We start from the raw sequence: 24,611 nt of genomic DNA, 5'->3' as shown, positions 1-24,611 counted from the left end.
AAGAACGCCCCGCCCCCGGAACGTCCACTCGCAGTCTCCTCCCCAAAAATGCTTCTAACTCCCGTGCTTAGTCAATGAACCCTTCCATGGTAGCCGTTGGCATCATATTGGACTGCCATGCACCTTTGGTGTACCCAGCATTATAACCTGGAGTAGCTTGTGGCTCCCAGTAGAATACACCTTTTCCTTTACCACTTGGCAAATTGCGAATCTGATTTTTCATCGCTGCGACAAAGCTTTTTCCTGCCGCGGGCTGATTATTGTCCATGCCAATTTCGGAGATCATAATTTCTTTGCCATAACGATTAATCATATCTTTTGCATTGTTGACCGTGTTCGTCACAGCTGTGTTCCAGCCAGAAGCAGAAGGGTAGAGAGACATTGCAATCATGTCAAAGTTGGCCCCATTGTTGATCAGTCCGCCGATGTTCCAGACAAAAAGGGCATTATCGTCTCCGTTTGCAAGATGCACTATCGTTTTGGTACCACTGCTTATGGATTTTACAGCGTTATGTCCTGTGTTCACGAGCCAAGCATAATTTTTCATATTAACCGAAGCTTTACCATCATCCCACAACATACCGTTGCTGGTTTCGTTGCCGATCTGTACCCAGTCTGGAGTGACACCTTTGCTCTGCATGGTCGTCATAACGTCACGGGTATAGCTCCAGACAACATCCATCAACTGCTGGAACGTATAATTTTTCCATGCGGCTGGCTTAGTTTGTTTGCCTGGGTCTGCCCAGGAATCGCTGTAATGCAGTGTTAGCATGACACTCATACCTGCATTTTTAGCACGTTGTGCGAGAGCGGCAGCGCGATCTTTATTCATGTAACCGTTACCATAATCATTCGAAGGATTAACGAAAACACGGATGCGAACAGAGTTAATCTGGTAATCCTTTTTCAAGATATCAATGATGTCCCGTTGTACCCCGTTTTTATCTTTCCACTTGTACCCTTGAGCTTCCATGCCGGGAACCCAGCTAATGTCTGCTCCTTTGGCAAAACTCGGTGCGGCACTGGCGTGCTGACCTGCAGGTAGCAGGATCGAAGTGATTAATAAAACAAAAGCTAGCAAAATGCTTGTCTTGAAACCCCTTACATTTCTAAACATAACAACATGCCTCCTTGGTTATAAGTTGAGATGCATCCTCATTATAGCCTTCCGAAATCATGGTGCTAAAGGGTCCGTTTCCAATATTTTGGTTGTTTTCTTAACTTCTCATCTTTTTCACATGTTACATTCCTATGTATTATATAGAAAAAGACAAAACAAAAAGCCGTCCGAAGACGGCTTTTCTACCCGTGGCGCTTTTTAAAACATTGATCCGTATCCCGCGCCTCCATTACCATCCAATTTATTTGGAAGTAGTGGATCGGGTAAGGGACACGTTCAACATGACATTAGAAATGTTGACGCACCTCCTTTCCTTGTGGCAAGAGTATACAACACTCTGTTTCGAAAAGCTAGTCTTTTTTTTCATATTTACGCAAAAATTATTTTTCGGTTTGAAACATCGTCGTGTCCCGAGCATAATGGCTTTTCGTTCCATCCTCATTGCGAATTCGCACGCTGTCATCACTGATCTGCTCGACAATGCCGTGGCCGACTTCACAATATACACCTGCGGGATCTTCCTGCCATGCGGTAACCACACATTGGGACAGGGCAGCGGTGAAAAATTCAATGTTTTTTTGCAATGTTCTAGGTTTGTTCGATTTCATGAGATACTCCTTTAAAATAACGTGAATTTGGAATAATAACGACAGCCGATCAAAACACACTGTAGTTCACTTTACCTTGTCTATTGTGCTTTGTAAAGGGATGGAAAAAGTTGCGGTCATGAGTTATCATTTACATAAATTTAACACTGCGTTAACATTCCGATGACGCTTGGAGTCGATTACGAATAGTACAATTATAGTAGAAGTTCAAATAAGAATTGACATGCATCACATTCGGAGGCCATACATGCATAAAGATATTAAAACAGGCAACTATGTTAATCGTGATTTGAGTTGGGTTGAATTTAATCGGCGTGTGCTTCAAGAGGCACAGGACGCTACAACGCCTATGCTGGAGCGGATGAGGTTTCTTGGCATTGTTGCCAGCAATCTGGATGAGTTTGTCAGTGTCAGGCTCGCAGAGACCAAGGAGAAAATCAAGGCTGGATTCACACAAAAAGATTTCACTGGTTATACCCCTTCGGGGTTGTACCGCAGACTCATTAAACGAACCGGGGCCATGGTCGCGGAGCAATATAAAACGTACCGTGAGCTCATTCGTCTTCTCGCCAAGAAAGGCGTGCACATCCAGGAGTATGTGGATCTTAATGTGACGCAGCAACGGGCAATGGATCAATATTATCATGACATTATTTTTCCGGTGCTTACGCCGATGGCTATCGACCAGAGTCGACCTTTTCCGCTGGTGCATAACAAGTCCGTTTATCTGTCCGTAATGCTACAAAAAGAAGATGAGCAGGATGGCGAGCCATTTATGGCGATCGTGCAGGTACCTTCCAATCTTCCTCGCATTGTAAAGGTTCCTCTGAGGGCCAATAGCAAGAAAAAAAGTTTCATTCTGATCGAAGACCTGATTAAACAGCATGTGCACACCTTGTTCAGCGGATATGTATCGCTGGCTGTGCAGGAGTTCCGGGTAACTCGAAACGCAGATCTCTCCATTAATGAAGAAGAAGCGGAAGACTTGCTGGAGGCCATCGAAAAAGAGCTGCGTCGCAGACGTCGCGGAGCCCCTGTCAGACTGGAAGTGTGCAAGGATTTCCGTAGTGACGCGCTACAGGAGCTGCAAGAGGAGTTTGAAATTCAGGACCCGATCTTTGAAATTGATGGACCGCTGGATCTCAGCTTTTTAGCTGGATTTGTGGATAGCCTCGAAGGTTTCTCACATCTCAAATATGGTCCTGTACAACCTGTATATCCGCCTGAGTTCCTGCCGAGAGAAAGTCATTTTGAGCTACTTCGCAGACAGGATGTGCTGGTTCATCACCCGTATGAATCGTTTGAACCGGTGACAGATTTTATACTGGAAGCTTCAGAAGATCCACAGGTTCTGGCTATTAAAATGACGCTTTACCGAGTCAATGGTGACTCGCGTCTTATTCCAGCGCTCGCGCTCGCTGCAGAGAGCGGGAAGCAAGTTACCGTTGTTGTGGAACTGAAAGCCAGGTTTGATGAGGAACGGAATATTGCATGGGCTCGGAAGCTAGAAAAGGCAGGCTGCCATGTCGTTTATGGTTTGGTCGGTCTGAAAACACATGCAAAAATCATTCTCGTTGTACGCCGGGAGCAGCAAGGGCTGCGCCGATATGTTCACGTTGGTACGGGGAACTACAACGAAAGCACCGCCAAAGTGTATACGGATGTAGGTTTGTTCACCTCTAACCCGATCATTGGTGAGGATGCATCCGAACTGTTTAACGAGATTACCGGTTATTCCGGCCCGAAGGCACTGCAAGCATTCCGTGTTGCGCCAGATGGCATGAAGGACGAGTTGTTCACATTGATTCGCCGAGAAACAGAGCATGCATTAAAAGGCAAACGTTCCCGAATTATTGCCAAGATCAACTCTTTATCCCATCAGGAAATGATAGATCAATTATATGTAGCTTCGCAGGCAGGGGTGCAGATTGACCTGATTGTCCGCGGCGTATGCTGCTTACGTCCAGGTGTAGAAGGGCTGAGCGAGAACATTCGAGTCATTAGTATTGTAGACCGTTTTCTTGAACATTCCCGGTTGTTTTACTTTGAAAATGACGGTAACCCCGATGTTTTCATTTCCAGTGCAGACTGGATGTCACGTAACTTAAATCGACGTATTGAGCTGATGTGTCCTGTATTTGATCCTTCATTGAAAAAAATGCTGGTGGATATCCTCAATCTGTCATTGAATGACAATGTGAAGGCCAGAGAACTTATGCCAAACGGCAATTATATATTTGTAAAAAATGAAAAGCCCCCGCTGAGAAGTCAGACGGAGGCGATGGGAATTATCCCTTGGAAGCCCGCACAATGGAGTGTTTTAACGTAACTCCCCAGGCTTCTTGCAAATCTTTGACGGCATCTTCCAGGCCGTTCAGTTCCAGTAAAGGCTCGTCTGTACAGGTCAACGTGACCTGCAGCGAGTCTTTTTCTTTGACCGCGTGAATGGCGGCAATGCTCTCTGCACGATTGATCGCTTCGGCCGCACGCAGTAACGAGCCGATGCGGTGAGCATGCTGTGTATCCGAATCTTTCAGAATGTCCTCATGCTTCTGTAGAAGTTGAGGCGTTCTTTTTTTCGGATGATAGTCGGCTGCAATGGCACTTAAAATTGTTTCCCTGTGGGACAGACCGTAAATGCTTGCATTCATAATCCAGTATGCAGAGTGTTGCGTGTAACGGAAATAGTTAATTTGTTTGCCAGCCATATGAAGCATAGAGGATGTGTACAAAATTCGCTCATCAGAGGCATCAGGCGTAGCCTCTTGTAAAGCGGTGTATAAGGTAACCGTATCCTGATGAATCCGGTTCAGACGTTTCTCCGGGATCGGTGGGCCGTAATAAAGGAAATTACGGATGCTATCCTTTAATGCATCAGGTGCGGAAGGCTGACCAGCAGCGAGATAGTCTCTCAGAAGCCCGTCGCGAAGTCCTGCTCCGCTCACGACATAACGGTCTCCCCGGATAATGCGGAAGACAGTACGCAGAATCAATACGCCTGGTACGATGATGTCAGCTCGATCCTTAGCAAGACCTGGCACTTTTTTACGTTGAGCGGAAGTAAGATAGGGCAAGGAAAGGGCGATATTATCCATCGCTTCCTCTCCAATTTCATAGTGATGCGTTACCGGCAAAGAATATTGCGTACGCTTTTGTTCTACTTTTGCGAGTGTACGCATTGTACCACCCAGTCCAATGAGTGGCAAACCGGGATGTTCCTGAGTCCAAGTCTGTCCCTTTAATGCTTCAATAACTTCATTGCAAAGGGATTGTTCATTGGCTTCGGTCCATTGATCCTCGCCTCCATAACGGGCATGTGAATTCACGGCACCGATTGGCAGCGAGACACTGTGCAATCTTTCGCGATTGCGGAACACGGTGATCTCCGTACTGCCCCCTCCAATGTCAACGACAAAACCGTCGGTCAGGTCAATCGACTGTATCACGCCCAGGAATCCGTAATAGGCCTCACGATCTCCCGAGACACATTCAATCGTAAGTCCAGTTTCATTTTCCAGCCATGCAATAATCTGCTCCGCGTTGGTCGCATTGCGGATCGCGGCAGTTGCTGCCGCCCGAATCAGTTCAGTCTGATAAGTCTCACAGGTGGCTTTAAATTGCCGAAGGACGGTTATGGCAGTGGATAGAGATGATCTTAGGATACTGCCATCCGATTCCACAACCCCGCTTAGCCGGGCAGCATATTTGTCTTCATGAATAATGCGGTACGCTCCGTCTTCACTCACCTCATAGATCACTAGACGAATGGAGTTTGAGCCAATATCAACAATTCCAAGTGTTTTATTATTTCGTGTCATAAGCATCTCCTTCTACAAAGGTCGGTTACCCGTAATGTAACAGGGCAGCCAGGGCTTCCGGTGAGCCTGGAGGCGTGGCAGAGAAGGGCGTGGTGAACATTACAACGATGATAAAGACGATGAAACAGGCAAATAAAATACAACTTACGGCAAAGCCACGATTGCGTTTTTTGATAAACAGACGAATACCGATCACGAAGAGAAGTATCGTCACCGCGACCAATACAATGGACATTGCGAAATAGGCCACGCCATAAAGTGATTTGAAAAATGCTTCCATGTCTTTTGAACGCTCCTTAGATCCTCATTTTTAGCCAAAACAAGTCATTCTTTAGTAGCATACGACAGATTGAACCGTTTGAAAAGTAAACGGGTGTTTGTCCTGGAATCCGCTTAGCATAGCAGGACATGTTCCACAGAAAAGGGGCCTTTGCCTTGGACAATCATCCAAGAAAACCATGCTTGGAGTGAGTATGTATAAAGAAGGATCATGGTTTGGAGAGAGGAGATCAACCTATGTCGAGACAGTTAGCAAGCAAATGGCGGAAAACTGCTGCACTGATGAAATATCCGGTAGCTGCTGCTCATATCCCGCAAACAAAAGTTTTTAATCCAGGTAACCTGCTGTACATGCTGCAACGTTATGGAATGGTATATATTAAACCCGTTGTTGGAGGCGGTGGGTACGGCGTGATCCGGGTATCCAGCAGCGGCGGGGCTTTTAGATATACACATATGAAAGTTACTCGTTCTTTTGCAAGCTTTACTAAGATGTATCGCTCCCTTGTAAGGGTAAAGGCCAAGCGAAGATATATCATTCAACAAGGAATTCATCTCGCAACCATTCATGGAAGGCCTGTGGATTACAGAGTTAAGGTAGTGAAGACGGGACAGGGCTGGGTATTTCGTTCTTTGGTTGGAAGACTTGCACGTCCAGGTCTGTGTGTAACGAATCTGAGTAAGGGGGGAACCATGCTGTCAGGCAAAAGAGCACTTGCCTTATCCCTGCCTCACATTGCTAATCGATACAAGCGGCAGGAGATGCGTTCTTTAACATTGACTTGCACACATATCATGGAAAGTCAGTTCCCTGGCATAGGACAGTTGGGATTTGATTATGGACTGGATCACTCGGGCAGAATATGGATTTTGGAAGTGAATACCAGACCTCAATGAAAATTACTGGAAAAGTTAAAGAAAACGGGAGAAAAACCGATAGTATATACAAGAGAAATTGGATGAAAAGCGTTTGAAAATTTTCACTTTTGGGTAATACATTCGGAGCGTTCGTGGAAAATATGAAAATTGCTCTAAATTTTCTTTGAATCCCGAATTTCATAGAGATGTTATCTATCCTGTGTATAATTAATGTCCACATTATCCACTGATATATATTCTATGTTTTTTCCAATTATCAACAAACTATACACAGGATTTCCACACGTTGTTGTGGATAACAAGAACGCTTGTTCTCTTGTCCGATCTCTGATATGATAGTTTTGAGGAAAATAAAGGAAAGGTTGTGGCGGGAAATGGCTATGTTATCCGATGAGATGTTGTTGGATTCCTACCATAAAGCGATCGAATTGGATCTCGAAAGAGATTTCATCGCGCTGCTATTGGCAGAAATCCATAAGCGCAAACTGGGTACTGACGTATCTGCCATACTTCACTAGAGATCCTCATTGCAGGCAATGTTACAGGTTTCCGGACAAGTCCCATAAAGAGACAGGCAGTAGCATACTTGTCTGACAATGGTGACAATACATCAAGTGATTGCAAACGCTCTCGGTTTCGTCTGCCATGTCAGAGGAAGCTTGAAGTTCGTAGGGGCTGTATGGTCCGGTGTAGTCGTCTAATTTGCCGCATTCTGACAGTCCCTGAAAGCAGTGGGGACAAGCCTGCTCCGGTACAACCAGACCGTTACACAGCGGGCATATATAAGACAAGGGTATCCCTCCTGATCATGAGATTGCTCAGGAGTAAGATACCCTTTTTTGTACCATATTATGTGATTGCTTTGAATTAGCGTTTCATATTACTGCTGTGTCCAGGAGACAATTTGGCATCCGGATCGAAGTATACTTTTGCATTATTTACTGCAGTTGGAGCTTCACCGAAGCCAACAGCAATCAGTTTCAGCTTGCCTGGATACGTCGTAATATCGCCGGCAGCAAAAATACCAGGAATAGACGTTTCCATGCGGGAGTCGACAACGATGGAATTGCTGTCAATTTCGATACCCCATTCAGCAATTGGACCGAGGGAGGATACGAAACCAAAGTTAACAATAACATCATCCACTTCAATTTCCTGTGTTTCTTTCGTCTTAACATGAGCAAGAGTAACCTTGGTAATGGTGTCATCTCCGTGAAGTTCCGTAATTTCAGTCGGTGTCACAACGTTAACTTTGGAGTTCATCAGGTTTTCCACACTGTGCTCATGTGCACGGAATTTGTCCCGGCGGTGAATCAGAGTAACCTGTTCAGCAATCGGCTCAAGCATAAGAGCCCAGTCTACAGCAGAATCTCCCCCGCCGCTAATCAAAACTTTTTTACCGGCAAAAGCGTTTAAATCACTGATGAAGTAATGCAGGTTGGTTTTCTCAAACTTCGCTGCACCTTCGAGTTCAAGGCGACGAGGTTCAAATGCACCAACACCCGCCGTGATAATAACCGCTTTGGCATGATATTCATTCTCATCTGTCTTTACGATGAAATGCTGTTCTTCTTTTTTCTCCACCGACACCACTTTTTCTTCCAAGCGAATGTTCGGGTTAAAGTGGCTCATCTGCTCGATCAGGTTATTCACGAGTTCCTGAGCAGTAACTTTCGGAAAACCGGCTACATCATAAATGTACTTTTCCGGGTAGAGGGCAGCGAGCTGTCCACCAAGCTGTGGCATGCTTTCAACCAGTGTAACGGAAGCCTGACGCATACCTCCATAAAATGCAGCGAACAGGCCCGCAGGACCGCCGCCGATAATAAGTAAATCGGTCATTTCATGACCGGACGTCTGTGCAGTCAAAAATCAACAACACCTTTCTTATTTTAATAGGTAGAGAACAGTGATTATTTTTTGCAAATTACGTCACATAATCTGCATGGGTGCCAAACTGTCTTTCCTATTATAAACGGTGTAATCTGGGTTGCAAAGTTAGCTGGATCACTAATCTGAGAATAAATGATGAAGTTCTGGTGAGAATAGGATGAAATTGGAAATGAAAGGCTATGAAAAATAACAAAAAAAACCTTGATCTTTACGAGAAATACAGATATCCTTGACCTGTACTATGTGTTTTTTTGTCAAAATTAGAGTCATAATATCAGGTTAAGAAACAACCTCGTTTTGTGGAAACTTGTGGTTAATTTCACAACTATAATCGTCGATATTATACGTACAGAAGTTAATATACACTTACGAATTTTACATTTGTCGTCATATTGGATAAGACCTGAGCAATACTTGTAAGTAAGAGCATTTTGCATTCCACCTCAATTATCAGGAAGGATGCGAGCGAAACCGGAAGGAGTACAGATATGAGCAGCATTCCCAAAATCGTCATTCTCGGAGCGGGATATGGCGGAATTCTGACAGCGCAGCGGCTGCAGAAGGAACTCAACTATAATGAAGCTGACGTCACATTGGTGAATCGGCATGATTATCACTATATTACAACCCATCTACATATGCCGGCAGCCGGCACGGATAAAATAGAGCATGCGAGAGTTTCTATTTCCAAACTGATCGATGAATTCAAGATTGATCTGGTAAAATCATCCGTGAAGGAGATCCGGCTTCAGGATCGTAAAGTCATTCTGGAGGATGGAACGTTGTCCTATGATTACCTGATTATTGGACTAGGTGGAGAGCCGGAAACTTTTGGTATACCGGGTATGCTGGAACACGCGATGACCATTCGTAGCATCAACTCTGTGAGGCTGATTCGCGAACATATCGAATATCAATTCGCAATGTACAAAAACGACAATAAACGAAACCGTATTCGGTTTGTTGTAGGGGGAGCAGGTTTTAGCGGCGTAGAATTTGTTGCAGAACTTGCTGATCGTATCCCGCAGCTGTGCAAAGAATTTGACGTGGACCCGAAAAATGTACACATCTATAATGTTGAAGCTGCACCTTCGGCATTGCCGGGGTTCGATCCGGAACTTGTGGAGCATGCGATGAACGTACTGAAGAAAAAAGGGGTTACGTTTAAAATTGGTGTTCCAATCAAGCAATGTCTTCCTGATGGCGTAATCGTTGGTGAAGGCGAGAAAATCGACGCTGCCACAGTCGTATGGACAGGAGGCATTCGAGGGAATTCCTTACTTGAACAGGCGGGGCTTGAAGTGATGCGTGGTCGTGTAAAGGTGGATGAATATTTGCGTGCTCCTGGGCATGAACATGTGTATGTGATTGGGGACAACTCCCTTGTGTTTAACAAGGAGGGCAGACCGTATCCGCCAACAGCACAGATTGCGATGCAGCAAGGTGTGAACTGTGCCAAAAATATTGTCGCAGCCATTCGCAACAAGCAGCCTCAGCCTTTTGAATTCACCAGCAAAGGTACTGTTGCCTCTTTGGGTAAAGGGGAAGCGATTGCTGTCGTTGGGGATAAGAAATACAAGGGCTGGAAAGCAGCACAATTGAAAAAATTAGTGGATATGCGCTATTTGTTTATCATTGGAGGTATTCCGCTGGTCCTGAGGAAAGGACGGTTCTTCGGATGAGACATTGCAGTGTGCAGGTTCGTGGTCTGTTAACCCGTGAGGAACTGGATCGTTACAACGACTTGATGCAGGTCGGCGGGTACCTGGAGGAACAGAATCAATATGACCTGGCTTACATCGTTCAGAAAGAAGTAGATATTCTTATTCTGCCGGCGATTGAACGGCTGAAGGAAAAGAGCCGTGACCGTGATCGTGCAACTGCTGAATTCCTCGAATCTCTGAAAGCAGTTGATGAAGAGGAGCAGGATTGAGATTTCATATAATTTAAACAAGATGAGTTTACACGGAGCACTCCGATGACAGAATAACCTTTCAATCGCTGTTATCCCCAAATTTTTTTGATTCCCTTTTTCAAAGGGGAAAATTCGGTGATAAATGCGAGCGCTTCGCTTTTCCAGGTTTTTTCTGTCCTCTCCGTTTTTGTGTAAACATTAAACAATTCAAATTATATAGATCCTAATCAAGCTTGAATTAGGTAATTAGGTATGAAAAAAATCACCGTGGAGCAATACGTCCGGCGGTGATTTTTTATGCTGTCCTTAAAATATAAAAAATCGTTCAGCCTACCTTAAGAGAAGGCAAGCTGGACGATTCTTGCATGTATACAAAATTACAGTTTCAGCATCTCTTCCAGTGTGCTTTCGTTCAGCAAGCTTCCTACATAGAAGGAGCCAAATTCACCGTAGCGTGCACTTACTTCATCAAAGCGCATCTCGTACACGAGTTTTTTGAATTGAAGCGCATCATCAGCGAACAGCGTAACGCCCCATTCCCAATCATCAAATCCGACGGAGCCGGTAATGATCTGTTTCACTTTACCCGCATAACTGCGGCCGATCATGCCGTGACTGCGCATCATGGTACGGCGCTCGTCCATGGACAACATGTACCAGTTGTCGTTCAACTCACGCTTTTTGTTCATTGGGTAGAAACAAATGTATTGGCGTTGTGGTAAAACCGGTTTAAGACGGGCAATAATCTCCGGATTTTGCATCGGATCTTCGCCCTCTTTGCCAAGATAGTTGCTCAGTTCAACTACACTGACATATGAATAAGCTTTAGTCGTGTATTTGGCAAACGTTGTTTTGTTGAAGGCGTTCTCTACTGCCTTCAGATCTTCCAGCGTTTCGCGCAGATGCATCATCACAAAGTCAGCTTTCTGACCTACGACTGTATAAACTACAGTGCTGCCTTGGGAAGCCTCCTCGACTTTTTTCCAATCATTCCAAAACTCTTGAAGCTCGTCCAGGGCAACAGCACGCTCTTCATCGTCGGCTGCTTTCCAAGCGGTCCAGTTCATCGAGCGAAAATCATGCAGGGCATACCAGCCCTCCAGGGTTGATGCGGCTTCGTTCATGGATATTGTTCCTCCTGCGGATTATATTTCCAAATCCCGGTAAGGGATGGTTTAGTGCTTTATCGTTATATTGTATCCCAATATGAAGCAGGAGGGCAAATGATCTTCTCGTGAAAATCGGTAGATTTGTCCAGAAAGTTCGTTGCTTCGCCACATTTTTTGCGGTAAACTTACTACTATCCAGAAGGGAAAACCGAAAGTGTGAAAGAAGAGGTGAACGTCAGCCGATGCAGTTTATACCTGTGCTTGTATTAATGGTATTATTTTTTGTGATGATGTTTGGTATCGGTTTCATTTTGAATATGCTTATGAAGACCACCTGGTTTCCTTCCTATCTGTTCGTCATCGTTATTTTGCCTGTGGTGGTATATTCCTTATGGGATCATTCATCTACGCTCGTGTCACATCTTGGATCGTTCCAGTTGGTCGATTATATGACAGGGGTTGCAGGCCTCGCGGGTGCGATAATCAGCGGATGGACGATTCAGAAACTGCGTTTAGGCGGATATCGAATGTTCTGATGACTGGAAAGTGAAGGCATCTGCCGCAATAACTTGGAAAAGTCTTTATCTTTGACGCAAACGCTTACGCGTGCAAAGGGAAGGCTTTTTTGTTGTGACGAACGGGGTACGGGAATGTTTGTACGCTTTTTTTCATAAGCATAAGATGAATAGATTTAAACTATTTTCGCTTGTAATCTCGCTCTGTAGCTTTTATAGTATTCTAGCGACTCTTTGTCGTTATTCATTTGAAAATTCGCCCAATTCTGCGAAAACGTGAACGATGTCGACCTAGGATGAAACGGAGAGAGAACGGGTTGGTTTTTTACCTGTTTTTGAGCATTTGAGGATCGGACATTTATGATAGAATAGAAAAACAACCTTTGGGGAAGAAGGAGATCAGGCTATGCGCATGAAGAATTTGCATCATTATACGGAACATCATCGCTACTGCGTATACAGGGAGTTTGGATTAAGCGCCCTGGACGACCGCATGCTCACAGGAGCTTACCAGCCTATGGTAGGTGCTTTTGCGGTTGGCTTGTATCGGCTGTTATTTCAGCATCTCCCCGGAGAACAGGTCGGTTATTCCCCGCTTGAGCAGCAACGAAGGCTGTTCATGACATTGGGGCTGGAGCCTAGCGAGAAAGGACGTAAATATCTGGTTGAACAGGCGTCCAAGCTGGAGGCAGTAGGTCTTCTCCAGACATCGCGGGTCTATATTCCAGAGAATGATGATTACATCTATGAGTATGAACTGCAGCCGCCGCTCTCGCCAGGAGAGTTTTTCCGTACACAGCATCTGACACTGTTGCTACGGGACAAAATTGGCAAGTTTGCTGTGTTGTCGCTACGAGCTGGCTTTTCGGCAGTTGAAAATGGGGATGCACCTTACGTTGCAGCCAATAAAGAAAATATTTCAGTTCCCTTTTACGATATATTTGAGCTTAACACGCATGTCATTGATTACGAGCTGGAGCAGGCACTCTCCGAAGTATCCACATCGGCACAGCGAACAGGCACGAATGATGCTGTTGAAGAAAATGCACTGAATTATGCGGACATTATTTTACGCTTCCCGCGTGAGTCGGTAAACCGACGTTATGTGGAACAACTTCGTTTTGATCATGAACAGCTCGGGATCGTCAATTTTGTAGTGAACAAGTTTAGTCTTAGCGTGCAGGATGTGTGCCGACTGTTGGACGAGGATGGTGTATTTAGCCCGCAAGGACAACTATTGCTGGATGATCTTCAACACAAGGCGAGCATGCAATTCAGACAAACGAAGAAACGTCAGGAACAGCAGACAGTGCAAGCCGCCAAGGTGGTTGCTCTTCGCCAGCATATGGAGGAGCCACAGGCATATAATGACTCCGGTGAACCCCCAGTGGAGCATGTTGTTCAGATGGAGTATTATGTCGAGGTGCCACCGCAATTTGCAACCAAGTGTGATATTCATCAATACAATATGATGCTTCGTAACGAGCCGTACACTCGGTTGTTGCAAACATTTTTCCCGGGGGCTGTACCGGATAATCTGGTTGATATTTTCGAAAAAATTGATCTGAGTTACAAGCTACCTGGTGAAGTGATCAACGTATTGATTCATTATCTGATGGCATTGCTTGTATCGGGCGGCGAGCAACGGATTAATCGTAATTTTGTTGAGGCGATTGCCTCCAATATGTTGCTGAAGCAGGTTAATACGTATGAGAAGGCTGTGCAATATATTCGTGATCAGGCGAAGGTCAAAGGCAAGCAGGCTGCAGGAGCAGCTGGAACCCGTACCCGTACATACGGTAAAGGAACCAAAGCCAAACCCGAAATTCCGATTGTACAAGACATAAGCCATGATGGGGATAACGTTTCGGAGGAAGAGTTTGAAGAGATGATGCGATTTGCTCAGGAGATGCAGGCGAGCAAGCAAAAAGGAACGTTATAGTTGTACGATACAGGCGGGTCCCTTATGAGAGGTGACTCGCTTTTTTACATAGGCGTGCAGCAGTACGTCATTAGAGGAGCGCAATTCAATTTGAAGGGAGAGCAACTCCGTTGAGTACGAATCAGAAAGCCATCGAATACCTTGAAAATAATGATTATGATGCAGCGTTGGCTTTATTTCAGAAAGCATTGAATGATTCAAGGGATGTTCAGTCCTTGACCAATCTGTCCTGGATCTATTATCACGAAGAGGGGGATATCGAAGCAGCTATTGAATTGGCTCAGGAAGCAGTGGCGTTGAAACCAACCTCTCATTTTCCTTACAGTCTGCTTGGTGAATTACTTGTTCAGATGGAGAGATGGGAAGAAGCCGCGGTTGTACTATCAGACTCTATTGCTGTGGAGCCTTCCAAAGAGGCATACAATAACTTAGCAATTGCCAAATATCATCTCGGAGAGTTGGAACAGGCTTCAGCATTATTTTTGAAAAGTGCTGGGCCTTCTGATTACGCCATGTATAGTCATGTTCACTGTTTAATTCAGCTGGGACATACCATTGAAGCAAAACACAAACTGGATGCCTTCTTGGAAAGTGATGATGATTTTGTCGGAGAGGTACATGTGGCAGAACTGTACTTGGAGCTTGCTTGTTTTTCCGAAGCGATGCATTGGTTTGAAAAATCATGGGACACATATTCTAAATCGCCCGACTGGGTGTGTAGATATATATATGCTCTAGTTCAGACGAATGCAATGGAACGTGCAGTTGAAATTGCAGAAGAATGTATTCGGTTAAAACAAGATGATATTGAGGAAGCACAGGCAGAAGATTGCGATGAGAATTGGACAGAAAGTGATAAAGTGGCATACGTGACTCGCTTGCAAAATGAAAAAACGGAATACGAATATCTGATCCAGAGGATATCACAAGGTTATGTCCCGCCATTTAAGTTTACAACATCTTCAAGTTCCAAATGTTACTTGTTCGGCTGCTCCAGACATAGTCACCCCGAATATAGGGATTAAATGTATTGCAGAAATAGCCCTTCTCACCCCGAACGGAGTGAAGAGGGCTATCTTTTGTTTTGGCTTTTATCGTCAGCTAGAAACAGGGCGAAATTAAAGAATCCGAGGTATAAACTAAAGAATAGTTGCGGGTGATACGTCTATGTCAGAGGGCGGATGCTATAATTCAAGACAGAAAAACAGCATCAGAGGGGGTGCCAGTTTGCGAATTGGTAGCGTTTACAATAATTTCTTCAAAAACAATATGTTCATGAAAATGCTGTTCATCTTTTCGATGATATCGATCGTTACGATTATTACATTGTCGTATATTATTTTTCTGTCCGTATCGGACTCCACCATACGTCGGGAGCTGGCAATTCAGAAAGCGGCAATGGAGCATGTCGATCGTTACATGCATCAGCAGTATGAATCGGTCCAGAACATGGTGAGGGATATGCACCAGAATGAGGCGTTATCTGCTAACGTCACCTATCTGATGAACCACTCGTACGCCGAGTATGTTCAGCATATGACCAACGGGTATTACGCCAATCGGGATGACTATTCGGCCGAGGTGCTTAACCATTTTCAGAACATCATCGACCGTAATTCGGACATTCATCAGATCATGTTATATAGCGCCGAAAAGCAGGATTTGCTGACCTTTAATCAAAACAAACAGTTCCGCAAGCTGAACACCAACGTGGCCAGATCTTATATTCCCGATGTGATGGCGATGGAGATGCCCAATATCAGTGCGCCCAATTACTGGATTCGCAAGGCTGTCAATCTGTGGGACCCTGAGTTATACGCTATCCGTGTGCCCATTAACAATACTCAGACTTTGCGTAATATGGGCCAGTTCCTCATCTTTTTTGATTCGAAAGGCATCGGCAATGCCCTGGACAACTACGAGCGCAATCTGAAGGGCGATATTGTGGTGCTGTCCGCCAAAGGCACGGTGTTGTTCGACTCCAGCGCGAAATACTACGGGAAGAAGTATCCCTATGTGGAAGCAGCAGATTCCCTGTTTGACCAGACAGACATGGAGGCGATGAAAAAGGAACGGAACATGTATGTCAACAGGTTCGTGTCGGCGGATCAGGGTTACGTTGTCATTGGTACCGTTCCTGTGAAAGAGATGGCAGAATCGTATGCGGGTATTCGCAATACCATTATCTCCATAAGCCTGATTTCTCTGCTGTTTGCTGTGCTGCTTCCGGCTTTTTTCATTATTAACTTTGCCAAGCGTACCCGTAGAATCATTCGTTTCACCCAAAAAGTAAAATACGGCAATTTGTCTGCACGCATCGATGATGCCAGAGAGGATGAGCTGGGGCAAATATCGCACAGTTTTAACGAAATGCTGGATGAATTGAACTTGTATATAGAACGGGTGTACAAGGCAGAGATCAGACAAAAAGAGACTGAACTGGTGGCACTTCAAGCGCGAATTAACCCGCACTTCCTCTACAATACACTCGAAGTGATCCGTATGAGGGCTATTTCCCAAGGGGCGAGAGATGTAGGGGAGATGATCTACAGCTTGTCGGTCCTGTTCAAAAGCCTTGTGCAGCAAAAGCCCAATTATACACTGAAGGATGAAATGGAAGCCTGCCGTCTATATCTGGAGCTGTTCCGTATCCGGTACAAGGATATTTTTATATATACGATTCAGATCGATAGTATGTATTACGGGCATCCTGTGGTGAAACTTTCGCTACAGCCCATCATTGAAAATTATGTGGTGCATGGTATTCGGACGGAGCGTAGCGACAACCGATTGTCGATTACGGTGGGAGAAGCGGATGGTGCCCTGCAGATTGAAGTGCGGGACAATGGCAAGGGCATTGATCCTTCCCGGCTTACGGAAATCCAGGAGGAACTGGAACGTCCCGAGGAATCCGGTCAGATGTTTGGACTACGAAGTGTGCACAGCCGATTAAGGTATCTGTACGGTCCCCAGTTCGGGATCACGATTGTGAGCACGCTTGAAGAGGGGACCATGATCAGAGTGAGATATCCAGCCCATTCGGAAGGGAAAGGTGTATGACATGTACAAGGTGTTTATTGTGGACGATGAGCCGTTCATCATTGAAGGATTATACGATATTGTGGATTGGTCTTCGTTCGGGATGGAAATTGTAAATCACGCAGGCAATGGACAGGCAGCTTTGCAAGCTCTTCCTGATCAGCCGGTGGATATTCTGATAACGGACATTTCCATGCCCTTGATGAACGGACTTGATCTAATCCAGGAAGCCCGGCAGCTACAACCGGAACTGAAGGTGATAATTCTCAGTGGCTTTAATGAATTCGAATATTTAAAAGAAGGCATGAAGCTTGGCATCGAAAATTATCTGCTCAAACCGATTAATGTGGATGAACTGCAATCCACGCTTCGAAACACAGCAACCAAACTGGACCAACTCGTCACACCACGTCTGGAGGAGACATACGGCATCCAGATGTTGAAGGATAATATCTTGCATCGCTGGCTTACCGGACAGATTGCCGCAGCAGAGTTTGAGGAACGTGCCAGGTTCATGAATCTTTCATTGGATGCACCATGTATTGCGGTCGCCGTGTTGCGTGACAAAACGCAGGCGCATAAGGCAGCGATGTTGTTTGCACAGGTCGAACAGCTGGCGGTAGATTATTCCGGTCTGAACATATTTCAGGATATGAATGGAGATATCGTGCTTGTAGCCAACATTGAAGACGAGCCGGATGAAAAGGACAGACTGATGCTTGGTTTGCAGGAGCTGGCAGACCGTCTGGCGGTGAGGTATCCCGATCTGCATATCGGTGCTGGACGTTTGGTGAAAGGGCTATATCAGGCTCCAGTGAGTTATGAAGAAGCCAAGAAGGCACTCCAGTACGTGATGATTTACCCTGAACGGAGAGTTATCGATCATGTCATGTTGGATCAACAAGGCCATGCGGCGCTGTCTTTCTTTATAGATTGGAGAGCCTATGCGAAGCTGATTTTGTCACGCAGCACAGAGCAGTTAGCAGGACGGATTCGCACCGATTTTGAACAGCATCGCCATGAACTTACACCTGAGCAGTTGCAAAATACGGCACTGGAAATGGTGATTCGTTTCAAGATGGAGCTGGAGGGCATCAGACATGCGGAGGAAACGGTGATCTATCAGCAAGGACTTCGTCTGGTACTGGATAGTACCACCTTGGATGAACTGGTGCACGCTTTGCAGCAGGTGGCCGCCCGGACGATTGAGTCCCTGCTTCAGGATATGCGAAATCCTATTGTGAATCAGGTGTTGCAGCATATCGACAATCATTATGCCGAAGAGCTTTCCTTGAAGCTGCTTGGCGCACAGTACCATCTACATCCGGTTTATTTGGGTCAGCTGTTCCATAAAGAGACAGGCGAGACGTTTGCCGAGTATATCAACAAGTATCGAATCGAACGTGCCAAGGAGCAATTGCGCAGCTCCAATCTGAAGGTGCATGAGATCGCCCGGAACGTAGGGTACTGGGAGACCGGCTATTTTTATAAACAGTTCCGCAAATATGTGGGGATTTCACCGACTGACTATAAAGTGTTTGGTTAATGGCGCAGTGCGATTTAATTTGGTGATAAAACAAGTTTACTGCCTGATTCTCTTTAATTTGTACCTCGAAACCTTAAGTTTATCTTCTTTTTGTAAATGCTTTCATTCGATAAGGTTAAAGCAGTTAGTTGAAAGCACTCAGGGGAACATCAGAAGGAAACACGAAAAGGGAGGATCATGCAAATGAGTAAAACCAAGAAGCGTTTCTCGCTCGTTCTTTCATTGTTAATGGCTGTTACGCTTGTTCTTAGCGCTTGCGGCGGCAACAAAGAGGCTTCCGATTCTGGTGGAGCAGGTGATGACACCGTGCAGTTGATCTGGTACACCATCGGCACACCGCAGAAGGATGTTAACAAGGTCTTGGAGGAAGTCAGTAAATATACCAAAGAGAAAATTAACGCTACCGTGACGATGAAAATGGTGGACTGGGGTGACTATACTCAGAAAATGCAAGTGAACGTAGCGTCCGGTGAACCGATGGACATTATCTTTACTTCTGCGGGTGGTTTTGACTACGTGCAAAATGCCAGAAAGGGCGCATTCCTCGAACTGGATGATCTGCTTGCCAAATACGGTCAGGACCTGACTAAAACCATTGATCCGGCTTTCCTGAATGGTTCCAAGGTAGATGGTCACAACTATGGTATTCCGGCCAATAAGGAGCTGCCGCAGCAGGAAGTCTGGCGTTTCAACAAAACGCTGCTTGATAAATACAAACTGGATACCTCCAATATCCGTACGTTAGATAGCCTGGAACCTTTGCTTAAAAAAATCAAGGAAAATGAGCCAAGTATTACTCCTTTTTCCATGGATAAAAACTACGTGCCGTATGTGCCATACGACTATGTAATCCAGAACCTGCCGATGGCCATAAAGCTGGACACCACCGATTACAAGATCGTGAACATTCTGGGAACACCAGAAATGAAGGAAGCGCTAACAACGATGCACAGATATTATAAAGCGGGTTATGTGTCGGCTGAAGCGGCAACAACAGGCTCTACCAATGATCTGACAACATCGGGCAACTGGTTCCTGGATCGTGCACAGACCCAGCCGCTCGCAGACAATCTATGGTCGGCAAGTTACGGTTATCCTGTCGTATCCACACCGGCAAGTGATGCTATCATTACCAACACATCGGTACAGGGCTCCATCATGGCAATCTCGGCCAACTCGGAATACCCGGAGAAAGCGATGGAATTCCTGAACCTGCTGAATACAGACCCGGTGCTGCGCAATATGGTGGACTCGGGCATCGAGGGTACACACTACAAAAAAGTAGAAGATACTCATATGGAAAACCTGCCTGAATCCAAAAACTATGATATGCCTTCCTACTCTCTCGGTAATAACATGTTGCTCTATCTGAACAGCAATGATCCGGATGACAAATGGGATGAGTTCAAAAAGTTCAATGCAGAAGGCGTGAATTCGCCAATCCTCAGCTTTAACTTTGATGCAAGCAAGGTATCTGCCGAGCTAACGGCAGTACAGAACGTGAAAGAACAATATTGGGCAGCATTGATGACAGGTACCCTCGACCCAGCCACCAATCTGGAGCAAGTGATTGAGAAGTTCAACCAAGCCGGACTGGAGAAAGTGATGGCTGAAGCCCAAAGCCAGCTGGATGCCTGGAGAGCAGAAAACAAGTAAGAAAATGAGAGAAGGGATCGGGCGGCTGTTTGTAGCGTTCGATCCTTTTCTCATTCATAGCCTGAAGGAGGATACCCGCAATGAGTACATTTTTTAAGAATCTAATCAAAAACCGAGTCATGCTGCTCATGGTGTTGCCCGGCGCCATCTGGTTTTTCTTCTTCTCTTACCTGCCGCTTGCAGGCACCGTCGCAGCCTTTAAACAGTACCGATTCAGTCGCGAAGGTTTCTGGGCCAGCCTGATGAAAAGTGATTGGGTAGGGTGGGACAACTTTAAATTTCTGTTCAGCACCAATGATGCCTGGCTGATTACACGCAATACGCTTTTATATAATATCACGATCATTTTTCTAGGTCTGGTCTTTGCGGTTGGACTTGCAATTCTGCTCTCCGAGCTAATCAACAAACGTCTTGCCAAGCTGTATCAAACGGGGATGTTTCTGCCATACTTTCTGTCCTGGGTCATTGTGGGTTACTTCGTATACAGCTTCCTGAGTATGGATCGCGGCATGTTGAATCAGATGATTGGCTGGTTCGGATTCGAACCGATTCAGTGGTACTCGGAGGCCAAGTATTGGCCGTATATTCTAATTTTTGTGGCGTTGTGGAAAACGATCGGATACAGCAGTATCGTCTACCTCGCCTCCATTCTGGGTATCGACAAGTCGCTGTATGAAGCCGCTATGATTGACGGTGCGAGCAAATGGCAGCAGATTCGAAACATTACGATCCCGCTGCTGTCTCCAATTATTACGATCATGACCCTGCTCGCTGTGGGGCGTATTTTCTACGCGGATTTTGGACTCTTTTATCAAGTGCCGAGAGATTCGGGAACGCTGTATTCCGTTACAAACGTAATCGATACGTATGTCTATCGCGGTCTGAAAACCAGCGGTGAGATCGGCATGAGCACAGCAGCAGGTTTGTATCAATCCGTTGTAGGTTTTGTGCTTGTGATGATCTCCAACTATGTGGTTCGCAAAATCGATAAAGACAGCAGCTTATTCTAAGAAACGAGAAAGGAGTGAACCTCTGTGACTCAAGCTCAATTGGTAAAAAAACGCGACTTCCATCACGTATCTGCTACATGGAACGTGATGATGAATATCATCGCCGGACTCTTTGCATTGATCTGTGTATTTCCGTTTATCTTTGTTGTTATCATCTCGTTTACGGATGAAAAGGTGCTGGCCCGTGACGGGTACCGCCTGATTCCGGCGGAATGGAGCTTCGCGGCCTATCAGTTTGTCTGGCAGAGCGGGGATACGCTGCTGCGGGCGTATGGGGTGACCATTCTGGTGACTGTACTAGGCACGATCATCAGTCTGGTTCTGATGTCGCTATATGCCTATGCAATCTCTCGCAAGAGCTTCCGTTATCGGAGATTTTTCTCCATATTTGCTATTCTGACGATGCTGTTCAACGGTGGCATGATCCCGACGTATATGGTGGTATCCCAGTTGTTAGGCATGAAGGATACGATCTGGGCATTGATTCTGCCGCTGGCGATGAACGCTTTTTATATCATGATCTTGCGTACGTTCTACTCGACCAGTGTGCCGGATGCAATCATTGAATCAGCGAGAATTGATGGTGCCGGAGAATTTTATACGTTTCTGAAAATAGTCATTCCGTTGTCGCTGCCGGGTCTGGCCACGATTGGTTTGTTCAGTACACTCGGCTATTGGAACGACTGGTTCAATGCCCTTCTATATATTGATAGTCCCAATCTGGTACCGCTGCAATCGATGCTGATGCGAATTGAGTCGAGCATTCAATTTATTCAGCAGAACTCGGCCAACAGCTCGATGAGTCTGGCTGCCATGCAGTCCATTCCGCAGGATACATCCCGGATGGCTATGGTTGTGCTGGCCACACTGCCGATCATATTCGCTTATCCGTTTTTCCAGCGTTATTTCGTACAGGGTCTGACGGTGGGTGCAGTAAAAGAATAATCGGATTCCTCTACAGAAATGGAGAGTTACAACATGATGATATACAAGGATAAAAGCAAGACTGTTGCCGAACGAGTAGAGCATTTATTAAGTCTGATGACCACGGAGGAAAAGGCGGGTCAGCTTGTGCAGCCCTTCGGCTGGCAGACGTATACCCAGGATCAGGGAAATATTACGCTAAACGAAACCTTCAAGAGACAGGTGGAAAAAGGAGGCGTGGGATCGTTGTACGGAACACTGCGAGCCGATCCGTGGACAGGAGTTACGTTGGAGAATGGTTTGTCTGCCAAGGCGGGGGCAGAGGTCGTCAACCTAATTCAGCGTTATGCAGTGGACCATTCCAGACTTGGCATTCCGATCCTGATTGGTGAGGAATGCTCTCACGGTCATATGGCGATTGACGGAACCGTTTATCCGGTTCCTCTTCTGCTCGGAAGTACCTGGAATGTGGAACTGTATCAGGACATGTGCCGGGCGGTGGCTTTGGAGACACGTGCTCAGGGTGGTGCGGTAACCTATTCCCCGGTGCTGGATGTGGTGCGGGACCCGAGGTGGGGACGCACCGAAGAATGTTTTGGCGAAGACCCATACCTTATTGGGGAACTGGCTGCTGCATCTGTAACGGGGCTTCAGGGAGAACACCTTGACAGTGAAGATGCGGTAGCCGCGACGCTGAAGCATTTTGTCGGATATGGAAGCTCGGAAGGAGGACGTAACGCAGGGCCTGTGCATATGGGCTTGCGCGAGCTGCTGGAAGTGGATTTGTATCCTTTCCGTAAAGCGGTTGAAGCTGGTGCAGCGTCCATTATGCCGGCGTACAACGAAATTGATGGCACGCCGTGCACCGTGAATACGGAGCTGCTGGACACGATTTTGCGGCAAGAATGGGGCTTTGACGGAATGATCATTACGGATTGCGGAGCAATCGACATGCTGGCAAGCGGGCACGATGTTGCGGCAGATGGTATGGATGCATCGGTTCAGGCGATTCAGGCCGGTATTGATATGGAGATGTCTGGCGTGATGTTTGGACGTTATCTGGTGCAGGCGGTGGAAGAAGGCAAACTTGAGATGGGGGTGCTGGATCAAGCGGTTCGCCGGGTGCTGGCATTGAAGTTCCGACTGGGACTGTTTGAGCGTCCTTATGTGGATGCGGAGCGGACAGCTGAAGTGATCGGCAGTGAACAGCATATTCAATTGGCACGTCAATTGGCAGCGGAAGGTGCAGTGTTGCTGAAAAATGAAGGCTCTGCCCTGCCGCTGTCTACAGCAGAGACAGGACGTATTGCCGTGATTGGGCCTAATGCTGACCAGGCATACAATCAGCTTGGGGATTATACGTCTCCGCAGCCGAGGTCAAAAGTGGTCACTGTACTGGACGGCATCCGCAGCAAGCTGGCGGGGACTCAGAACGATGACGATGTGGAAAAAGGAGTTAAAGTCCAGGTTTATGCAGAACAAGAGCAGATTCTTTATGCGCCTGGATGCCGGATCAAAGGTGATTCCAAAGAAGGTTTTGAACGAGCCATGGAGGTGGCCCGTGAGGCAGATACAGTTATTCTGGTCATGGGCGCTTCCAACGTATCCGAATATTCATGGAATGACATGGAGTGTGGTGAAGGCATAGACCGGATGACGCTGGGGTTAGCTGGTGTACAGTTGGAACTGATGCAGGAAATCTATAAGCTTGGCAAAACCATGATCGTGGTTTACATCAATGGACGACCCATTGCAGAACCGTGGGCAGATGAGCACGCAGATGCGATTCTTGAGGCATGGTATCCGGGACAAGAGGGCGGGCATGCCATTGCAGATCTATTGTTCGGTGATGTCAATCCATCCGGAAGATTGACCATCTCCATTCCCAAACATGTGGGTCAGCTTCCGGTCTACTATAACGGGAAACGATCTAGGGGCAAGCGTTATCTTGAAGAGGATCTGGAGCCGCGCTATGTCTTTGGATACGGGCTTAGTTACACAACATTTGAATACAGTAAACCGAAGCTAACACGTACATCCATGACTTCGATTGAACATGTAACGTTAACTGTAGAGATCACCAACACAGGACAACGCAGCGGGGCAGAGGTTGTGCAATTGTACATTGCGGACATCGTTAGTCAGATGACACGTCCAGCCAAGGAATTAAAGGCATTTTCTAAAATCAGGCTGGAGTCTGGGGAGACCCGGACGGTTGCCTTCCAGATTGGGGCAGAGCAGCTACAATACATTGGCCGTGATCTGAAACCTGTCGTAGAACCGGGGCAATTCCATCTTCATGTGGGTCGTAATGTGAACGATACAGAGTGGATTGAACTGACGGTAGAGGAGGCCTGA

Annotated in this window: 21 protein-coding genes; 14 read left to right on the top strand and 7 right to left on the bottom strand. The window is 46.2% G+C overall.

Annotated features, from left to right (window positions below; all coding sequences use genetic code 11):
- Window positions 1–67: 67 nt before the first annotated feature.
- Complete coding sequence (locus BLQ13_RS11765; RefSeq protein WP_090919520.1) at window positions 68–1,117, bottom strand: glycoside hydrolase family 53 protein; 1,050 nt, start codon at window positions 1,115–1,117, stop codon at window positions 68–70.
- 383 nt (window positions 1,118–1,500) lie between these two features.
- A complete protein-coding gene (locus BLQ13_RS11760; protein WP_090919517.1) occupies window positions 1,501–1,728 on the bottom strand; it encodes a hypothetical protein in 228 nt (75 codons plus the stop codon).
- 247 nt (window positions 1,729–1,975) lie between these two features.
- On the opposite strand from BLQ13_RS11760, the gene ppk1 reads away from it, so the two are divergent.
- The gene (gene ppk1, locus BLQ13_RS11755) at window positions 1,976–4,057 is read left to right on the top strand and encodes a polyphosphate kinase 1 (RefSeq protein WP_090919514.1); all 2,082 of its coding nucleotides are present in this window, start codon (window positions 1,976–1,978) and stop codon (window positions 4,055–4,057) included.
- On the opposite strand, the gene BLQ13_RS11750 is transcribed toward ppk1, so the two are convergent.
- Entirely contained in the window at window positions 4,017–5,546 is a 1,530-nt protein-coding gene (locus BLQ13_RS11750; RefSeq protein WP_090919511.1) for a Ppx/GppA phosphatase family protein, read from the bottom strand. The two genes, ppk1 and BLQ13_RS11750, sit on opposite strands and share 41 nt — an antisense overlap.
- Window positions 5,547–5,571: 25 nt before the next feature.
- Window positions 5,572–5,826: a hypothetical protein gene (locus tag BLQ13_RS11745; protein WP_090919508.1), complete on the bottom strand. Its 255-nt coding sequence runs from the start codon at window positions 5,824–5,826 to the stop codon at window positions 5,572–5,574.
- A gap of 236 nt (window positions 5,827–6,062) precedes the next feature.
- On the opposite strand from BLQ13_RS11745, the gene BLQ13_RS11740 reads away from it, so the two are divergent.
- A complete protein-coding gene (locus tag BLQ13_RS11740; RefSeq protein ID WP_090919505.1) occupies window positions 6,063–6,722 on the top strand; it encodes a YheC/YheD family protein in 660 nt (219 codons plus the stop codon).
- Between the two features lie 356 nt (window positions 6,723–7,078).
- A complete protein-coding gene (gene sda / locus BLQ13_RS11735) occupies window positions 7,079–7,222 on the top strand; it encodes a sporulation histidine kinase inhibitor Sda (RefSeq protein ID WP_024632651.1) in 144 nt (47 codons plus the stop codon).
- A 21-nt stretch (window positions 7,223–7,243) separates the two neighbouring features.
- Here sda and BLQ13_RS28280 read toward each other — a convergent pair whose 3' ends face one another.
- Together BLQ13_RS28280 and BLQ13_RS11730 are read right to left on the bottom strand one after the other, a co-directional pair.
- Window positions 7,244–7,495 (bottom strand): hypothetical protein, encoded by a 252-nt coding sequence (locus tag BLQ13_RS28280; protein ID WP_139168882.1) that lies wholly within the window; start codon window positions 7,493–7,495, stop codon window positions 7,244–7,246.
- Between the two features lie 76 nt (window positions 7,496–7,571).
- Window positions 7,572–8,573, bottom strand: a complete 1,002-nt coding sequence (locus tag BLQ13_RS11730; RefSeq protein WP_090919501.1) for an NAD(P)/FAD-dependent oxidoreductase — start codon at window positions 8,571–8,573, stop codon at window positions 7,572–7,574.
- 512 nt (window positions 8,574–9,085) lie between these two features.
- Here BLQ13_RS11730 and BLQ13_RS11725 point away from each other — a divergent pair.
- A complete protein-coding gene (locus tag BLQ13_RS11725; RefSeq protein WP_090919498.1) occupies window positions 9,086–10,279 on the top strand; it encodes an NAD(P)/FAD-dependent oxidoreductase in 1,194 nt (397 codons plus the stop codon).
- The gene (locus BLQ13_RS11720; RefSeq protein WP_090919495.1) at window positions 10,276–10,530 is read left to right on the top strand and encodes a hypothetical protein; all 255 of its coding nucleotides are present in this window, start codon (window positions 10,276–10,278) and stop codon (window positions 10,528–10,530) included. The genes BLQ13_RS11725 and BLQ13_RS11720 overlap by 4 nt, the downstream gene beginning before the upstream one ends.
- Before the next feature lie 359 nt (window positions 10,531–10,889).
- Here BLQ13_RS11720 and hemQ read toward each other — a convergent pair whose 3' ends face one another.
- Window positions 10,890–11,636, bottom strand: coding sequence for a hydrogen peroxide-dependent heme synthase (gene hemQ / locus BLQ13_RS11715; protein WP_090919493.1), 747 nt, complete (start codon window positions 11,634–11,636; stop codon window positions 10,890–10,892).
- 227 nt (window positions 11,637–11,863) lie between these two features.
- Between hemQ and BLQ13_RS11710 the strand changes: the two genes are divergently transcribed.
- The 9 genes from BLQ13_RS11710 (at window position 11,864) to BLQ13_RS11670 (ending at window position 24,611) form a co-directional block, all read left to right on the top strand.
- Window positions 11,864–12,157, top strand: a complete 294-nt coding sequence (locus BLQ13_RS11710) for a YuiB family protein (RefSeq protein ID WP_090919489.1) — start codon at window positions 11,864–11,866, stop codon at window positions 12,155–12,157.
- A 385-nt stretch (window positions 12,158–12,542) separates the two neighbouring features.
- Window positions 12,543–14,078, top strand: coding sequence for a replication initiation and membrane attachment family protein (locus BLQ13_RS11705; protein WP_090919486.1), 1,536 nt, complete (start codon window positions 12,543–12,545; stop codon window positions 14,076–14,078).
- Window positions 14,079–14,188: 110 nt separating this feature from the next.
- Window positions 14,189–15,103 carry a tetratricopeptide repeat protein gene (locus tag BLQ13_RS11700; protein WP_090919483.1) on the top strand — a complete coding sequence of 305 codons (915 nt, stop codon included), beginning with the start codon at window positions 14,189–14,191 and terminating at the stop codon, window positions 15,101–15,103.
- 202 nt (window positions 15,104–15,305) lie between these two features.
- Window positions 15,306–17,138: a sensor histidine kinase gene (locus tag BLQ13_RS11695; protein ID WP_090919480.1), complete on the top strand. Its 1,833-nt coding sequence runs from the start codon at window positions 15,306–15,308 to the stop codon at window positions 17,136–17,138.
- Between the two features lies 1 nt (window position 17,139).
- A complete protein-coding gene (locus tag BLQ13_RS11690) occupies window positions 17,140–18,663 on the top strand; it encodes a response regulator transcription factor (RefSeq protein ID WP_090919477.1) in 1,524 nt (507 codons plus the stop codon).
- 183 nt (window positions 18,664–18,846) lie between these two features.
- The gene (locus BLQ13_RS11685; RefSeq protein WP_090919473.1) at window positions 18,847–20,319 is read left to right on the top strand and encodes an ABC transporter substrate-binding protein; all 1,473 of its coding nucleotides are present in this window, start codon (window positions 18,847–18,849) and stop codon (window positions 20,317–20,319) included.
- An 80-nt stretch (window positions 20,320–20,399) separates the two neighbouring features.
- Window positions 20,400–21,329, top strand: coding sequence for an ABC transporter permease (locus tag BLQ13_RS11680; protein ID WP_090919470.1), 930 nt, complete (start codon window positions 20,400–20,402; stop codon window positions 21,327–21,329).
- An 87-nt stretch (window positions 21,330–21,416) separates the two neighbouring features.
- Window positions 21,417–22,274, top strand: coding sequence for a carbohydrate ABC transporter permease (locus BLQ13_RS11675; RefSeq protein WP_276539799.1), 858 nt, complete (start codon window positions 21,417–21,419; stop codon window positions 22,272–22,274).
- Window positions 22,275–22,307: 33 nt separating this feature from the next.
- Window positions 22,308–24,611 carry a glycoside hydrolase family 3 N-terminal domain-containing protein gene (locus BLQ13_RS11670; protein ID WP_208606779.1) on the top strand — a complete coding sequence of 768 codons (2,304 nt, stop codon included), beginning with the start codon at window positions 22,308–22,310 and terminating at the stop codon, window positions 24,609–24,611.

This window comes from Paenibacillus polysaccharolyticus, assembly GCF_900102085.1.
GTDB lineage: Bacteria > Bacillota > Bacilli > Paenibacillales > Paenibacillaceae > Paenibacillus > Paenibacillus polysaccharolyticus.
The sequence above is the reverse complement of the archived record's forward strand: the minus strand, read 5'-3'. Positions and strand labels throughout refer to the sequence as shown.

What these genes read in the sequence shown, in the direction of transcription:
- BLQ13_RS11710 (WP_090919489.1), top strand. Translation starts at nt 11,864, where the DNA reads ATGCAGTTTATACCTGTGCTTGTATTAATGGTATTATTTTTTGTGATG.
- BLQ13_RS11680 (WP_090919470.1), top strand. Translation starts at nt 20,400, where the DNA reads ATGAGTACATTTTTTAAGAATCTAATCAAAAACCGAGTCATGCTGCTC.
- BLQ13_RS11760 (WP_090919517.1), bottom strand. Translation starts at nt 1,728, where the DNA reads ATGAAATCGAACAAACCTAGAACATTGCAAAAAAACATTGAATTTTTC.
- BLQ13_RS11690 (WP_090919477.1), top strand. Translation starts at nt 17,140, where the DNA reads ATGTACAAGGTGTTTATTGTGGACGATGAGCCGTTCATCATTGAAGGA.
- BLQ13_RS11685 (WP_090919473.1), top strand. Translation starts at nt 18,847, where the DNA reads ATGAGTAAAACCAAGAAGCGTTTCTCGCTCGTTCTTTCATTGTTAATG.
- BLQ13_RS11705 (WP_090919486.1), top strand. Translation starts at nt 12,543, where the DNA reads ATGCGCATGAAGAATTTGCATCATTATACGGAACATCATCGCTACTGC.
- sda (WP_024632651.1), top strand. Translation starts at nt 7,079, where the DNA reads ATGGCTATGTTATCCGATGAGATGTTGTTGGATTCCTACCATAAAGCG.
- hemQ (WP_090919493.1), bottom strand. Translation starts at nt 11,636, where the DNA reads ATGAACGAAGCCGCATCAACCCTGGAGGGCTGGTATGCCCTGCATGAT.
- BLQ13_RS11745 (WP_090919508.1), bottom strand. Translation starts at nt 5,826, where the DNA reads ATGGAAGCATTTTTCAAATCACTTTATGGCGTGGCCTATTTCGCAATG.
- BLQ13_RS11670 (WP_208606779.1), top strand. Translation starts at nt 22,308, where the DNA reads ATGATGATATACAAGGATAAAAGCAAGACTGTTGCCGAACGAGTAGAG.
- BLQ13_RS11750 (WP_090919511.1), bottom strand. Translation starts at nt 5,546, where the DNA reads ATGACACGAAATAATAAAACACTTGGAATTGTTGATATTGGCTCAAAC.
- BLQ13_RS11725 (WP_090919498.1), top strand. Translation starts at nt 9,086, where the DNA reads ATGAGCAGCATTCCCAAAATCGTCATTCTCGGAGCGGGATATGGCGGA.
- ppk1 (WP_090919514.1), top strand. Translation starts at nt 1,976, where the DNA reads ATGCATAAAGATATTAAAACAGGCAACTATGTTAATCGTGATTTGAGT.
- BLQ13_RS11765 (WP_090919520.1), bottom strand. Translation starts at nt 1,117, where the DNA reads ATGTTTAGAAATGTAAGGGGTTTCAAGACAAGCATTTTGCTAGCTTTT.
- BLQ13_RS11675 (WP_276539799.1), top strand. Translation starts at nt 21,417, where the DNA reads ATGATGAATATCATCGCCGGACTCTTTGCATTGATCTGTGTATTTCCG.
- BLQ13_RS11740 (WP_090919505.1), top strand. Translation starts at nt 6,063, where the DNA reads ATGTCGAGACAGTTAGCAAGCAAATGGCGGAAAACTGCTGCACTGATG.
- BLQ13_RS11720 (WP_090919495.1), top strand. Translation starts at nt 10,276, where the DNA reads ATGAGACATTGCAGTGTGCAGGTTCGTGGTCTGTTAACCCGTGAGGAA.